Origin of the sequence: Corallococcus macrosporus DSM 14697 (genome assembly GCF_002305895.1) — a bacterium.
GTDB classification, from domain to species: domain Bacteria; phylum Myxococcota; class Myxococcia; order Myxococcales; family Myxococcaceae; genus Myxococcus; species Myxococcus macrosporus.
This window is the reverse complement of sequence record NZ_CP022203.1, coordinates 5447906-5463141: the sequence shown is the minus strand read 5'-3', so window position 1 is coordinate 5463141 and position 15236 is coordinate 5447906. Positions and strand designations below refer to the sequence as shown.

Below are 15236 nucleotides of genomic sequence, written 5' to 3'. Positions count from 1 at the left end.
GTGCCTCCTGCGGCAGATGCAGCGGCAGGAATCACCCGGGACGGCGTGATGGCTTTCCGAACGCTGCATCCCCTGGATGGAGGCGAGCTGCTGTCATTGAAATATTGAAACTGCAATGAGTGGCCGAAGTGGCTGACTCAGCAGGTCGGAGGAGGGTGTTGAGTCGTTTCAAACAGGCCGATTCACTCAGCAATGATTGCGTGGCACACAGCGGAGCAGGGATGAAACGGCGGGCGAACCTGCCCGACTTGCAAGGTTGTGGTTGAGGAGCCACACGACTCCGGGAAGCCACTGGCAGGAGCGAGCACCTGCAAGATCAAGACGTTGCCAGAAATGAGAAGAGGAGTTGATGGAGAATCCCATCAACCCCCCCTCTGTTGATCTGAAACGAGGAACGCCCAGACTCAACAGCGGGCGTCAAAACGACTGACTACTAGCGCGCCTTGGGGCCGCCGCGAACGTGGATCTTGATCTTCATGTCGTGCCTCCTTTCTTTCGTGTTGAACGCTACGTGTACTCAAAACGGGATGTCAAATCGAACCCGTGATTTATTTGCAACGCATTGCGGCGATGAGAGCGAATTCCCGCGTCACATCGAAGCGCGCCTGTTCAGACAACGGGAGCGTGAATCGCAAAGCAGTGGCCGAGGTGTTGACAGGGCGCGACCATTAAGGCGACTTTGGTTGACGGACCATGGCATATCCCTTCGAGCGAACCCTTCGTTCCCTGAATTACGAGTCGGACACGCGCCTCGTGTTCGTCGCTCTGATGGTGGTGTGCGCCGGCGGGCTCATCGCCTGGTCGCTGTTCGCCAAGGTCCCGCTCGTAAAAGCCAGCTCACAGGCCCGGATCGAGCCACACAACGCCGTCCATCGCATCGAGCCGCCCAGCGCGGGCAGGGTCGTGTTCTCGCGGCTCAAGCTCGACCATGAGGTCAAGGAAGGCGACCTGCTCATCGAGTTCGACACACGGGCCGAGCGCCTCGAGCTCGAGCGGAGCAAGGCGACGCTCGCCGCGACCGAGAAGGAGCTCGCCATCATCCGCCAGCAGATCACCAACAAGCAGGAAGAGGCGGCTTTGACGGCGCGGGTGGACGAGGTCGCGGTCAAGGAGGCGCTGGAGAGGGAGCAGGAGCTGGCGCCCAGGCACCGGCTCGCGGTGGAACGCGCGGAGCTGGCCCTCAAGAGCCCGGCGGGCGCGGTCTCGGAGATGGAGAAGCTCGAGCGCACGACCGATGTCGACGCGCTCCGCTTCGCGCAGACGGCGCAGGGCCTGGCGCTCATCCGACTGCGGCGCGAGCAGGACGTGCGCCGTCAGGCCCTCGCCGCGCAGTTGCTGGCACTCGAGCGCGAGGCGCTGGGGGCCGAGGGGCGGATCCGGGAGCTCCAGGGCGTGATCGACCGCCTCGAGTACCAGATTGCGCAGAAGCTGTATCGGGCGCCGGCCACGGGCCACATGGTGGACGTGGCGGAGCTCGGCTCGGGAGCGTTCATCGCCGACGGGCAGCGGGTCGGCACCATCCTGGCGAGCGATGCCGAGGTGCGGGTGCGCGCGCGGTTCCCGAAGGAGGTCGTCGGATTGATCCATCCCGGTCAAATGGCGCGCCTCAAGCTCGACGGCTACCCGACGACCATCTACGGCACGGTCCCCGCCAGGGTGACGGCCGTCGGGACCGAGCCCGGCCAGACCGCCACGCCCGAGGCCATCCCCGGGACGGTGCGCGTCGAGCTCAGTTTCGCGCCGCCGGAGGATCCGCGCATCCAACTGCGCCACGGCATGACCCTGGCGGTGGAGGTCGAGGTCGCGCGGGCGTCGCCTGTCGCGCTGCTGATGCGGGCGGTCGGCGAATGGAATCCGCAGCCTGAAGAGCCGCCCGTGACCGTGTTCCGGCCCGAAGCCGTGGCCCGCTGACCATGACTCCTCCCAGGCGCCGGCGCTCGATAATTCCCGAGGTGATTCAGATCTCGGCGACGGATTGTGGCCCCGCTTCACTCAAGAGCCTGTTCGCGGGGATGGGCGCCGAGCTCAACTATCGCGTCCTTCGCGAAGTGTGTCAGACGGACGTCGATGGCACCTCGATCGTCACCTTGGATGAAGTCGCGAACCAGCTCGGGCTCGACTCCGAGCAGGTGATGCTTCCGCTCGACCACGTGATGGTCCCCGAAGCCAAGGCGCTTCCCGCCATCATCGTCACGCTCAGCGCGGGAGGACGGCCGCACTTCGTGGTGCTGTGGAATCGCGTCGGCCCGTTCATCCAGGTCATGGACCCGGCGGCGGGCCGGCACTGGACCCGGATCTCGACGCTGCTGAGCCACCTGTACCAGCACACCACGTCCGTTCCGGCGGACGGCTGGCGTGAATGGGCCGGGTCCGAGGAGGCGGTCGCGACGTTCGAGCGCCGCCTGCTGAACCTGGGTGAGACGCAGGCGCGGGCGCTGGTGGCCCGGGCGCTTGAGGACCCCGGGTATTTGTCGATCGCCAGGCTCGACGCCGCGTGCCGGGCGTCCGAAGCGATGATCCGCGCGGGCGCCATCCGGCGAGGCCGGACGGCGGCGGGCCTGCTTCAGTCCATGATGGCGAAGGACGACTCCGGCGAAGTGCCCATTCCCGCCGCCTACTGGTCCGTTCGCCCCAACCCCGAGGCGGAGGGCGAGCTGTTGATGTCCGGCGCGGTGCTGATGCGGGTTCGCGGTTGGCGCGAGGCTCCGCGCGAAGGCGAAGACGCGCCGAGAGCCGTCCTCGCGAGCGACCTGGCGACGGAGCTCGTCGCCAGGCAGACGAGCCCGGCGCGCACGCTGCTCCGCTTGCGAGGCGAAGACTCGTGGGTCGTTCCGGGCCTGATCGCGGTGGGACTGGTGTTCGCCACCTTCGGGCGGATCCTGCAAGCGCTGATGCTCCGTGGCGTGCTCGACCTGGGGCGCGACCTCGGCACGTTCGCGCAGCGCGCGACGGGCATGGCCGTCCTCGCGGGCGTCGCGCTCTGCTTCATGCTCATCCAAATCCCCATTTCACTGGGACTGCTCGGCATCGGCCGCCGGCTCGAGGTGCGGCTGCGGAAGGCGTATTTCGAGAAGCTCCCCGAGATGGAGGACCGCTACTTCCAGAGCCGGCTCGCCTCCGACATGGCGTCTCGCACGCACAACATCCAGGCGATGCGGTCGTTGCCGCTCCTGCTCGCGCAGGCCTCGATCCTGTCGCTCGAAGTCGCGAGCATCACCGCCGCGCTCATCTGGGCCGCACCGCACGCCTGGCACCTCGTGCTCGCGCTCGCGGCGGTCACGCTGCTCGTGCCCCTGGTCGCGCAGAAGCTGCTCTTCGAGCCCGACCTGCGCGTGCAAATGCACGCAGGCGCGCTCAGCGGATTCACCTTGAACGCGCTCGTCGGGCTCACGCCGATCCGCATCCACGGCGCCGAGCGGTCGCTGCGCCGCGCGCAGGAGACCTTGCTCGTCAGTTGGACCAAGGCGCGCTATTGGCTCCAGACGTTGTCGGTCGGGTTCGAAGGCGGGCTGATGCTGGTGGGCTACGGCCTCGTCATGCTGCTCGTCTATTCGTACCTCGCGGGCACCGATCGGGCCTCGCTGGTGTTGTTGGTCGTCTATTGGGCGCTGCGGTTGCCCATCCTCGGCCAGCGGCTGATGCTGCTGAGCCGCACGTTCCCGAATGCGATGAACCGGGTACGCCGGCTCCTCGACGTCATCGGCGACATCAAGGCGCCGCCGGCCCGGCCCGAGGCGCCAGTGCAGGAGCCCGCCGCGTCCGCGGACGCCACGAGCGGCGTTTCGATCGTGATGGAGAAGGTCCGCGTCAAAGGCGGAGGTCACACCATCCTCGACAAGGTCTCCTTGAACATCGCCCCCGGCGAGCACGTGGCCGTGGTCGGGGTCTCCGGAGCAGGCAAGTCGACGCTGGTCGGCCTCTTGCTCGGCTGGCTCCGGCCGGCGCGCGGCGAGATCAAGGTCGACGGGAAGGTGCTCGATCAGGCCGCTGTCGAGCGGCTGCGGCGCACCACGGCCTGGGTGGATCCGGCAATCAGTCTCTGGAACCAGAGCCTCATCGACAACATCCGGTATGGCAACGACGGTGCGCAGGGCTGGTCACTGTCGGGGGCGCTCAAGGGGGCTGAGATGCTCGACATCCTCGAGGCGCTTCCAGACGGGCTGCAGACGTCGTTGGGCGAAGGCGGAGGGCTGGTCTCGGGCGGCCAGGGTCAGCGCGTGCGCCTGGCGCGCGCGATGCTTCGCTCCGGCGTACGCCTGGCCATCCTCGACGAGCCCTTTCGCGGTCTCGATCGCGACCGGCGCGCGCGGCTCCTCGCCGAGTCCCGGCGGCTCTGGGCAGACATCACGCTCCTCTGTGTCACCCACGACGTCGAGCACACCCAGGAGTTCGATCGCGTGCTCGTGATCGAGAACGGTCGGATCCTCGAGAACGGGCCGCCGAAGGAGCTGCTCGCGAACAAGGAGTCGCGGTACGCCGTGCTCCTCCGCGCCGACCAGGAGAACCGCACCCTGCTCTGGGGCGATGGGCGCTGGCGCCATTGGTGGCTTTCGGACGGCCAACTGGTGGAGAGGCCGGCGCCGAAGCCGGTGGAGACGCCGGCCGCGGAGCCCGCCGCGGGCGAGCTGGAGCTGACGGGATGACGCGCTCGCACTCCGAACTGTTGTGGCCGGTCGAGCGACTGTCCGACGCGCTGGAGCAGCTGGCGCAGAGGCAAGGCTATGGCAGGCCTGCGGGCGAGATCGCCCCGCCCGCGGCGGCCGTCGAGCCGAGCCGGGTCTGGATGTTCGCGCTCGGAGATCGACTCGGCGTGGAGCTCGAGCCCATCACGCCGCTCTACCACGAGCTGCCCGACGTCCTCGAACGCGCCGCGCCCTGCATCCTCCAGGTCCGACGAGACGGCGTCCCGTCCTATCTGGTGCTGCTGGGGACGCGGCGCGGGAAGCTGCGCCTGCTCGCGCGCGACGCCACGGTGGTTTCGCTCCAGACGAAGAGCGCGCTCGCGCTCCTGCGAGAAGAGCAGGAAGCCACCGTCTCCGAGGTGGACCAGCTGCTCGGCGGCGTGGAGATGTCGCCCCGTGCGCGCGAGCACGCCCGCTCAAAGATGCTGCTGCAGCGGCTCGGCCAGGCGCAGTTGCGCACCGGCTGGATCATGCGCCCCAGGCGCACCGCGAGCCGGCGGACGCTGCTCGGCGACATCCCGTCGCTCGTGGCCGGCATCCTCGTGAGCCACACGCTGCTCTCGCTGGTGCTGGCTGGCTCGTTCTGGTTGCTCGGCCGCGCCGCGCTCCAGGCCCGCCTCGAGACCGGCTGGTTCTTGGGGTGGATCGCCGTCATCGCGTGCGCGATTCCGCTCCGCATGCTCGAGGTGTGGTGGCAGGGCGTGTTCTCGATCCGGCTCGGAACGCTGCTGAAGCAGCAGCTCCTCGCGGGAACCCTCAAGCTGACCCCCGACGAGGTGCGGCTCGACGGCATCGGCCGCCATTTCGGCCGCGTCGCCGAGGCCGAGGTCGTCGAGCAGCTCGCGGTCGGCGGCGCCTTGCTCGCGGTGTTGTCGCTCGTCGACCTGCTCCTGGCGGGCGTCATCCTCGTGCTCGGGGCGGGAGGGTGGCCCCAGGCGATGGTGCTCGTCCTGTGGGTCGTGGTCGCGTTCGTCCTCGCGCGCCGCCACTACGGCGTCCAACGGGCGTGGTCGAGCGCGCGCGTCGACATCACCCACGACCTGCTCGAGCGCATGCTCGGCCATCGAACGCGGCTGGCGCAGCTCCCACTCGAGCGCTGGCATGATGGCGAAGACGTCCGCTTGAGCTCCTACTCCGAGACCTCGAAGGTCATGGACCGCCGGACCATGCAGCTGACCGCGCTCCTGCGCGACGGCTGGTTGGTTATCGCCCTGCTGTCGTTGCTGCCGGCGTTCAGCATCGGCACGGCCAATGCCAGCGCGCTGGCGGTGTCCGTGGGCGGCATCTTGCTCGCGCTGCGAGCCTTCGACGAGGTCGCCGTCTACTTCCAGCAGGTCTCCCAGGCGGCGGTGTCGTTCGAGCAGATCCGCGACTTGTTGCTCGCGGTGGGCCGCCCCGAGCTCGAATCGAAAGTCCCTCTCGACATGGAGGGCGGCAAGCAGACCGACGCCGCCAGCGGAACCCTCATCGAGGCGCGGGGCGTGACCTTCCGGCACGACGCGCGCACCCGGCCGGTGCTCGAGAACTGCTCGTTCCAGATCGCGCAGGGCGACCGCATCCTGCTGGAGGGCCCATCGGGCGGTGGCAAGTCGACGCTGGTGTCGCTGTTGACGGGCCTGAGGACGCCGCAGGGCGGTGTGATGCTGTTGCACGCGTTGGACCGCGCGACGTTCGGCGCCTCGGGCTGGCGCAAGCGCATCACCGCCGCGCCGCAGTTCCACGAGAACCACGTCCTGTCCGGCAGCTTCGCGTACAACCTCCTGCTCGGGCGCGAGTGGCCGACCTCGCCCGAGCTGCGGGCCAAGGCCGCCGCGCTGTGCAAGGAGCTCGGGCTGGACGAGCTGGTCGCCAAGATGCCCGCCGGCCTCGAGGAGATGATCGGCGAGACCGGCTGGCAGCTCTCGCACGGCGAGAAGAGCCGGCTCTACATCGCGCGCACGCTGCTGCAGGGGGTCGAGCTGGTCATCCTCGACGAGAGCTTCGCCTCCCTCGATCCCGAGACCATGCGGGTCGCGCAGCGCTGCGTCCTCAACCACGCCAAAGCCCTCGTGGTCGTCAGCCACCCATGAGACTTCGACTTACGCTCGCCCTCCTCGTGATGACCTGCTCCGGTTGCGAGCTGGTTCGTCCCGTCGTCGTCAAACCGCCTCCGACGCCGAGCAGCTACTCGACCTCCAGCGAACTGCGCACCGAGCCGCCCCCACCGTCCAGCGCACCCGAGGGCAGAGTTCCAAGCCCGCGGCCGTCGAAGGAGGGCGTGCCCGCGCAGCCAGCCGAGCGCCTTACCCAGGACGCAGTCTGGTGGACGGCGTTCGCCGATCCGGCGCTCGACATGGCCATCCAGGAGTGTTTCGGCGACAACCTGGTCCTGCGCGAGGTGCGGGAGTTGATCTACGAGAACCAGCTCGACCCCAACGTGCCGCAAGGTTGGTGGTACCCGCTCCAGGTCGGCATCCTGAACCCGGCGGGACTGAGTCATGTCGTCGCCAACGCCAACCTTCCGCCCGCGCCGCCAACCCGGGCCGAGTACGACCTGGCCACCGTCGGTTTCGGCGTGACCTACCAGGTCGACCTGTTTGGAGCCCTCGGTGCGCAGCGGCGCGCGGGAATGAACTTCGCCGAGCAGCAGCGGCAGCTCACCGAGGGCCGCATCCAGGACCTCGCGGTGCGGATCACCCAGGTCTGGTTCGACATCCTCGAGGCCCGCGCGCTCCGGGACCTCACGCTGCGGCAGATTGACTACAACAAGGAGCTGCTCCGGCTGGTTCGAGCGCGGTTCGAGCAGCACCTCACGCCCCGGCTCGTGGTGCTGCAGCAGGAGCAGTTGCTGGTGAACCTCGAATCGCAGGTGCCGCTGATCGCCACCCGGAACGCGCTCTTGAACTCGGAGCTGAAGGCGCTGCTGGGCCGGGTACCCACTCCCGCCGACGACGTTGTTCCACTCGATCGACAGCTTCCCGATCTCCCGCCCCCACCGGAGCTCGGAACGCCGGGCGACCTGAACGTGAACACGCCCGAGATGCGGCTCGCGGAGCTTCGCGTCGCGGAGATCGATCACCGCATCAACGCGAACCTGGCGAGCTGGCTCCCGACGATTCAACTGGTGGGCAACGTGGGCGCGTTGAAGGTCGGCCTCTCGGAGCCGGCCCTGCGCGAGTCCGTCGTCGGGGTGAACCTGACCTGGGCCCTGTTCGACGGAAGGCGCGTCACCGAGTACATGCGACTGCCGATCCAGCTCCAGCGTCGCGAAATCCAATACCAGCTCGCGCTGCACACCGCGATCGGACGGGTGCAGGATGCCGTGGTTCGGGAGGAGAACGAGGCGACGAGCCTGCGCAGCCTGCGGGCGCAGGTCCAGCTCGGGCAGCAGCTCCTGGATGAGGCGAGGCGGCTCTTCGAGCAGGGGCATTCGGACTATCTGACGGTGCTCACCGCCCTGACGAATCTGGTCGGGCTCGAGCGCGCAAGCCTGCAGGCGCAACGGCTGCTGCTCAACCATCGCGTCGAGGTCTATCGCTCGCTCGGCGGCACCTGGTCGCGCGACGTCACACTGAAGCGGGAGTGAGAAGCCATGGCACAGCTGCAAGCGGATGAGATGCTCTACATTCCCAATCGAAGGCGGCTCACGCACGACCGGCTCGACGCGGGGAATGGCCAGCAGGTCCTGCACCTCTTCTATGGCGAGGTGGAGCTCATCTTCGACGAGCCGGACATCGCGCCCCTGGGTGAGAAGCTGCTTCAGGTCGAGCAATTTCAAGCCGCTGACGCCATGGCGTGGTCGGACGGCGCGCCCCATTCCTGGGACAAGATGCGGGACCTGCTCGAAGCATTGATCGAACAGGGGGTTTTGAGGCGGGTCTCGGATGCGCCCACGGGCCGCACCACGGTGTCCTTCCCGGAGCGGTTGGGTGAGGTGCCGGCCGGGCGTGAGCCGCTCACGTTCAGCGCCCGCGACAACCGTTGCCCCGTGCTGACCGAACAGGCGTTCGGACGGGCGTTCGAGGTCTCGAACCTCGAGGTGGTCGTGCCGGTCTACCGCGTGGCGCATCCGGCGCTCGACAGTGACGGCCGGCAAGTGGGCGAGAACAACGTCGCGCCGCGCACCTTGTTCCTCGATCTCCCCACCGTGCGCAAGCAGTGCCACTACGCGGGGAGCCGCTACCAGAGCGAACGCCCGATGAACGTGACCGCGATGAAGGGCATGGCGCGTCAGTGGCCGGACCTGCTCTCGCTGACCGAGCAGTTCCGCAAGGCCTTCTTCGCGCGCATGCCGCCCCGGACCCCGGGCGTGCTCACCGCGGGCGAGCTCCACATGATGGTCGTCTGCACGCTCGCGTCGGTCGGGTACGTGCTGGTGCGGGGCGTCCAGCCGGTGCCGAACGGAGCGCTCGACAGCGGGCTCGCGGCCATGTTCCGGCTGATCGACGGAGTTCGCCTGGTCACCAACGACCTGGTGCGCGACGCCCCCGAGCAGCCCGTCACCGCGCAATCGATCGTGGACTATGCCGAGCGTCACGCGGTCTTCCATGGTCCGCACGGCGTGTGCGCCGGGCCGCCGGCGCTGATCAACGAATACATGCAGGTGTTGACCGGCTCGGCCCCGGCACCCATCGAGGCCCAGCCCGACATCGCGGCGCGCCTCGGCGATCTCGACGCCGCGCTCGATTACGGCCTGCTCGGGCAGCGCGTCGAATCGGTGGTCCGCTTCCTCGGCGCGACCCAGGGGCTGCTCCACGAACGGCTCCGGGCGGCGTTCGCCGGACACCTCCCGCGCACCGCGCTGCAGGAGTTCGTGGAGGCGCCCATCGATGTCGCGCATTACCCGTTGCTCCGGGACGATTTCCCACTCGCCGAGACATACCAGCGTGAGATCAAGCTCAGCCGCTGGTTGTTCGCGCGCATCGGCGAGGCATTCCCCGGCACGCCACAAGGCACCTCGCTGGACGAGCTGGCGAAGCTGGACCCCGCCGAGCAGGCCACGAGCCAGCGGCGACTGGCCGAGCTCTTCGCGCACGGGCTGCCGGGAGACAAGGTCGTGGCGGAGCCCCTCCGCGGTGAACTCGCTGGCGTCGCCGCCAGCGCGTTCGCCCTGGAGCGCCGATGCCTGCGCGTCGTCGAGCGCGAGCAGGCGCTGCTGAACCAGCGGCTCCAGCGCCCGGATCGCCCCCTGACCGGCGCGGACCTGGCTGTGTTCACGCGGCCGCGCAATGGCCCCCCGTTGGCGGAGACCCTCGCGCGCGGCCTGGGCGTCTCGGTCACCAGCGACGCTGCCTCGACCGTGCTGGGCTACGGTGAGAGCAGCCTCACGTTGAAGGACTAGAGGGTTCGATGCATCCAGAGCTTGTCCGCCGCTTCCACGAACCGATTCGCGATGAGGCCGCGCGCCGGTACGGCCTGTCGCCCGAGCAGCTCACCGAGCTCGCGGCCTTCGAGAACTTCGTCTACGAGGCGGAGAACGACGACGGCGAGGGCCTGATTCTGCGCATCTCGCACAGCACGCGGCGAACGATTGACTACACGCTGGGTGAGGTCGAGTTCGTTCGCTATCTAGCCGCCGCGCGCATTCCCATCGCCTCGCCGGTCCTCTCCGAGGCGGGGCAGTTCGTGGAGCGGATCGAAGACCGCGAGCCCGGCGGCTACTTCGTCGCCACCGCGTTCGAGCGCGCGCCGGGCATCGTCTTCGACGACGCGCCTCCGCTCAAGGAGCGCTACTGGAAGCCCCCCCTATTCCGCGACCTGGGCCGGCTGTTCGCGCGGCTCCACAACCGCGCCCAGACCTACGCGCCTTCGAGCCCCAGGCTCAAGCGCCAGGAATGGCATGAGTACGACGTGGTCGACATCGACCGGTTCGCGCCTCCCGAGGAGAAGCTCGTTCGCGAGCGCACCGCGGCGATCATCGCGCGATTGAACCAGCTCCCGCGAACACCGGAGAGCTACGGGCTGATCCACGCCGATCTCCACATGCACAACTTCTGCTTCGCCGAAGGGAAGGTCACCGCGTTCGACTTCGACAACTGCGAGTACGCGTGGTTCGTCAAGGACATCGCGGTGCTCCTCTTCTACATCGCGCGAGGCGAGGAGCGAGAGGCGCGCGACGAAGCGGTCGCTGCGTTCCTGGGGCCCTTCCTCGAAGGGTATCGGGAGCTCCGACCCATGGAGCGCGAGTGGCTCGCGGCAGTGCCGGACCTGCTCGCCCTCCAGCGCTCGATGAATTACGCGCTGTTCCACCAGTATCGCGACCCGGCCGTGCTCGACGAGAGCACGCTCGACCGGTGGGGGCGGTTCCGGCGCGACATCGAAGCGGACACACCCGTCCTGCAGATTGATTTCACGAGCTTCTAGCCGCGCTTCGGGGCGGCTCGACGCCACATGGCGGGCGTGAGGCGCCTTTTCCTCATGCCCTGGTGCAGGGTCAGTCTTCTCTGAAGTTGAGTGGATTCGCTCCTCGGGATGTTGAGCGATGACGCGGAGCAGGACATGACGCTGCGCTGGGGAGCGGTGGTCCTGCTGATGCTGGTGGGCACGGGCTGTGCCACCTCGCGGGTGGTGCGCCTGGACACCGGCGAGGGCCGGCCCAGCGTCTACACGCCGCGAGCGGATGCTGAGCCCGTCGAGTTGGACGAGGACGAGTTCGCGGAGGCGGTCCAGAAGATGGCTCGCACCGCGCCGCCGTCTCCTCGGCCAAGGGAGTCGGCGTTGAGGCTCTTCGGCCTGGACGTGCCCCGCGCGGACTCCCCCGTGCGAGGACGCCTGGGCTTGGTCTCCATCGAAGATCCGCGACGGGGCCGTCTTCTTGTGGCCGAGGAGCCGAACGGAGAAGCGGAGCTGGCGAGCGCCTACGGACGCTGGTGCCAGCGCCTGAAGGAGCCACGGGACTGCCTGCACCTGCTGGGCGAGGACGTCATCGGCGAGATTCAGGGCGCGGGAGAGAAGGCAGGGTGGGGGTGCTGCTGGGCATGGCGTCGAGCACGCTGCCAGGCCGCTTCGCCATGCCGGCCGGAGAGGTGCGCCTGGTCACAGTCAAGGTGCTGATGCCCGGGGAGCTGGCGTACCTGCTGGAGAACGGGAAGCACGGTCGTGACGAGCTGCTGCGGCGCTTCGTCGAGGAAGGTCAGGGGCACCTGTCTCGCGCCTGGCGCCAGCCCGTGGTGTGACAACTTCCAGTGCCCAGCGTGCAGGCCGCTGAGCTCGGTCAGGACGACCTCGTGCTCTCCCGCCTCCTCCTGTGCGCCGCGATGCCCCGCACCGACGTCTTTCTGACGGCTGGGCAGCGTCCCGCTGTGATTGGGTTGCCACCACGCCCTGGTCAACGGATCCTGCCCGTTCCGCACGGAGGCCCCTTCGATGCCAGGGCAGTTGGATGTCTGGCCGATCACAGTCGCGGCGCTCCTGTTGTTGCCAGCCCCAGCGCGTGCAGTCCCTCCGGGAGCGGTAGACGCGGCACGGGACGCACCGGAATCCGCTCCCCGTGCTGACCAGGGCCCCGTGGAGGAGGTGTACCGCCCCACCACGGCCGGCCCCCTGGTCGCCTATTCCGCGCCCATTACCGCGCCGGGGCGGATGACGGCGCAGCCGCTGCTTCGCCTCGAGTCCATCCGCGGGGAGTTCGACGAGCGCGGGCGCTACCAGTCCCTGGAGCGGGGTGCATCACAGCGCGCGGCGGCCCTGGAGCTCTTCCTGGAATATGGGCTGTCCACCCGGTTCGCCGTCGGGGCGGAGCTGGAGTGGCGGCACCAGCGGCGCCGCGAAGACTCGCGGAGGGCGGCGTCTTCCGGCCTGGCGGACGCCGACCTCTTCGCGCGCGCGGTGCTGCTCCAGGAAACGGTGGGGGGCCTGCCCGAGCTGACGCTGCTGGGCCTGGTGAAGCTCCCCACCGGGCGGGCCGTGAGCGCCGACCCGGCGCTGCTGGACACCGACGTCCGTGGAACGGGCAGCACCGACCTGCTGCTGGGCGTTGACCTGACCCGGGGAGTCCGCCCCGTCCTCCTCCACCTGCAGGTGACCTGGTCCCATCCGCTTCCAGCCCGGGTGGGGGGCGTCTCCATCGCCGCGGGTGACTCCTTGGCATGGAGCCTCGCGGGCGAGTGGCCCCTGCTGCGAGGCGCGCTCGTCTTGATGGTGGAGGTGAGCGGCGTCCACCAAGGCCCCCCGCGCCTGGACGGCCTGGAGATACGGGACGTGTCCACGACGGAGGTCACGCTCGGCGGTGGCGTGGAGCTCATCGCCAGCGAGGACGTGCAGCTCCTCGTGGGCTATCAGCGCCTGCAGTGGGGCCGCGACGCCAGCGCCCAGGATGCCTGGGTGATGACGCTGGTTCCGGTGATCTTCTGATGCGACGGACACCCCCGGCTTGTAGGGCCCCCGCGAACGGTATGTGATGGCGGGGTGAGCCTCCCCGCCGAGCAGCTTCCTCCCGACACGTCAGCCCCGCCAGTCCCTTCGCCCGTCACGCCGGTCGCCATGCGGCCAGCGCGGGATGCACGCTACGACTGGGCCGCGGAGCGCACGCTGCTGGCCTGGATACGCACGGGCCTGGCGATGATGGGCTTCGGCTTCGTGGTGGCGCGCTTCGGCGCCTTCCTCCGGGTGCTTGGCGGCTCCGTGCCCGGCGCGGCGCCAGACGCGGGGCAGTCCTCCGCGTCCATGGTGGCCGGCGTGCTGATGGTGGCGTTCGGCGTGGCCGCCAATGTCGTGGCCGTCCAGCGCTTCCTGCGCAACCACCGGGCGCTCTCCCGGGGCGAGCCCGTGGACCCCTCTCCCGCGGGCCCCGTCGCGCTGGCCCTCTTCGCCGCGTTCCTGGGGGCCGTCCTGGTGCTCCTGCTGGGCGGCGCGTTGCTGCCCTTTGGCTTCACGGGAGCCCGGTGATGCCCCTGGTCGTCCTGTGGGAGCGCCTCCTCGCGACGCGGGCACCCGCCGCCACGCTGCTCATCCGGTGGATGGTGGGCGCCGTCTTCGTGTCCGAGGGCCTCCAGAAGTTCCTCATCCCCGCCGAGGTGGGGGCCGGCCGGTTCGCGCGAATCGGCCTCCCGGCGCCGGAGGTGCTGGGGCCCTTCGTGGGAGCCGTGGAGGTGCTCTGCGGTGTTCTGGTGCTCCTGGGGCTGGTGACGCGGCTGGCCGCCGTGCCGCTCATCATCACCATGCTGGTGGCCATGGCCACCACCAAGGTGCCCATCCTCCTGGCGAGTGGCTTCTGGAAGATGGCGCATGAGTCCCGCACGGACTTCTCGATGCTGCTCGGCGCGCTCTTTCTCCTCATGGTGGGCGCGGGCCCCAGGTCGATGGACACCTGGCTGATGCGGCGGCGCGAGGACGCTCATGTCTGAGGCCGGGCGGGTGGAGGCGCATGGGCCGCCGCGTCACGGCGCGCACGGCCTGGTGGAGGTGGCGCTGCTCTTCCTGCGGCTCGGCTTCACCGGGTTTGGGGGGCCGGCGGCCCACATCGCGATGATGGAGGACGAGGTGGTGCGGCGCCGCCGCTGGCTGACGCGCGACGAGTTCCTCGACCTGCTCGGGGCGGCCAACCTCATTCCGGGGCCGAACTCGACGGAGCTGGCCATCCACCTGGGGCACCGGCGAGGCGGATGGCCGGGCCTGCTGGTGGCCGGGGTCTGCTTCATCCTCCCCGCGATGCTCATCACGCTGGCCGCGGCCTGGGCGTATGTGCGCTTCGGGAGCTTGCCCTCGGCGGAGGGCGTGCTGTACGGCGTGAAGCCCGTCATCATCGCCGTGGTGCTCCAGGCGCTCTGGGGGTTGGGCCGCGTCGCGGTGAAGACGCGCGTGCTCGCCGCCGTGGGCGTGGCCGCCGTCATCGCGAGCGCGCTGGGGGTGAACGAGCTGCTCGTCCTGCTCTGTGCCGGGGTCCTCATGGCGCTCTGGCGCGGGGGGACGCGGGCGGCGGGCGCTGGCGGGAGACAGCAGGGGCCCGGGCAGATGATGCTGGGGATGCCCCTGGCCCTCCAGGGACTGGCGGCTGGCGCCGCGGGCGCCGTGCCCTTCAGCCTGGGCGGGCTGTTCCTCTTCTTCGTGAAGGTGGGCGCGGTGCTCTTCGGGAGCGGCTACGTGCTGCTGGCCTTCCTGCGCGCGGACCTGGTGGAGCGGTGGGGCTGGCTGACGGAGACACAGTTGCTCGACGCCGTGGCCGTGGGGCAGGTGACCCCTGGCCCCGTCTTCACGACGGCGACCTTCATCGGCTACCTCCTGGGCGGCGGCGTGGGGGCGGTGGTGGCCACCGTGGGCATCTTCCTGCCGGCCTTCTTCTTCGTCGCGGTGAGTGGGCCGGTGGTGCCGCGCCTGCGCCGCTCGTGGGTGGCGGGGGCGGTGCTGGACGGCGTCAACGTGGCCTCGCTCGCGCTGATGGCGGTGGTGACGTGGCAGTTGGGCCGCTCGGCGCTGGTGGACGCCTGGACGGTGGGCCTGGCGCTCCTGAGCGCGGTGCTGCTGCTGCGCTTCCGGCTCAACTCCGTCTGGCTGGTCCTGGGCGGCGCGCTCACCGGGCTGCTGCTCCGGACGGTGGGCGCGTGACGCCGTGACACCCGCCGCGCCTCCTGCCGGCTG

Annotated in this window: 11 protein-coding genes and 1 pseudogene; all 12 read left to right on the top strand. The window is 69.4% G+C overall.

Going from position 1 to position 15236, the window contains the following annotated elements; translation table 11 throughout:
• Positions 1–693 precede the first annotated feature (693 nt).
• The 12 genes and pseudogenes from MYMAC_RS21895 (at position 694) to chrA (ending at position 15203) form a co-directional block, all read left to right on the top strand.
• Positions 694–1911, top strand: coding sequence for an HlyD family secretion protein (locus MYMAC_RS21895; protein ID WP_095959497.1), 1218 nt, complete (start codon positions 694–696; stop codon positions 1909–1911).
• 2 nt (positions 1912–1913) lie between these two features.
• Positions 1914–4643: an ATP-binding cassette domain-containing protein gene (locus MYMAC_RS21890; protein WP_095959496.1), complete on the top strand. Its 2730-nt coding sequence runs from the start codon at positions 1914–1916 to the stop codon at positions 4641–4643.
• Positions 4640–6751 (top strand): ATP-binding cassette domain-containing protein, encoded by a 2112-nt coding sequence (locus MYMAC_RS21885; RefSeq protein ID WP_095959495.1) that lies wholly within the window; start codon positions 4640–4642, stop codon positions 6749–6751. Before MYMAC_RS21890 ends, MYMAC_RS21885 begins: the two co-directional genes overlap by 4 nt.
• Positions 6748–8247, top strand: a complete 1500-nt coding sequence (locus tag MYMAC_RS21880; protein WP_095959494.1) for a TolC family protein — start codon at positions 6748–6750, stop codon at positions 8245–8247. The genes MYMAC_RS21885 and MYMAC_RS21880 overlap by 4 nt, the downstream gene beginning before the upstream one ends.
• 6 nt (positions 8248–8253) lie before the next feature.
• Positions 8254–10002, top strand: coding sequence for a hypothetical protein (locus tag MYMAC_RS21875; protein ID WP_095959493.1), 1749 nt, complete (start codon positions 8254–8256; stop codon positions 10000–10002).
• An 8-nt stretch (positions 10003–10010) separates the two neighbouring features.
• A complete protein-coding gene (locus tag MYMAC_RS21870; protein ID WP_095959492.1) occupies positions 10011–11024 on the top strand; it encodes a phosphotransferase enzyme family protein in 1014 nt (337 codons plus the stop codon).
• Positions 11025–11159: 135 nt separating this feature from the next.
• Positions 11160–11603, top strand: a pseudogene (locus tag MYMAC_RS21865) (AHH domain-containing protein); the annotation flags it as partial.
• A gap of 83 nt (positions 11604–11686) precedes the next feature.
• Positions 11687–11836, top strand: a complete 150-nt coding sequence (locus tag MYMAC_RS21860) for a hypothetical protein (RefSeq protein WP_338025960.1) — start codon at positions 11687–11689, stop codon at positions 11834–11836.
• 340 nt (positions 11837–12176) lie between these two features.
• Complete coding sequence (locus MYMAC_RS21855) at positions 12177–13013, top strand: hypothetical protein (protein WP_157757531.1); 837 nt, start codon at positions 12177–12179, stop codon at positions 13011–13013.
• A 54-nt stretch (positions 13014–13067) separates the two neighbouring features.
• On the top strand, positions 13068–13547 hold the full coding sequence (locus tag MYMAC_RS21850; protein WP_204816881.1) for a YidH family protein: 480 nt from the start codon (positions 13068–13070) through the stop codon (positions 13545–13547).
• Complete coding sequence (locus MYMAC_RS21845; RefSeq protein WP_095959489.1) at positions 13547–14005, top strand: DoxX family protein; 459 nt, start codon at positions 13547–13549, stop codon at positions 14003–14005. Before MYMAC_RS21850 ends, MYMAC_RS21845 begins: the two co-directional genes overlap by 1 nt.
• On the top strand, positions 13998–15203 hold the full coding sequence (chrA, locus tag MYMAC_RS21840) for a chromate efflux transporter (protein ID WP_095959488.1): 1206 nt from the start codon (positions 13998–14000) through the stop codon (positions 15201–15203). The genes MYMAC_RS21845 and chrA overlap by 8 nt, the downstream gene beginning before the upstream one ends.
• Positions 15204–15236 lie beyond the last annotated feature (33 nt).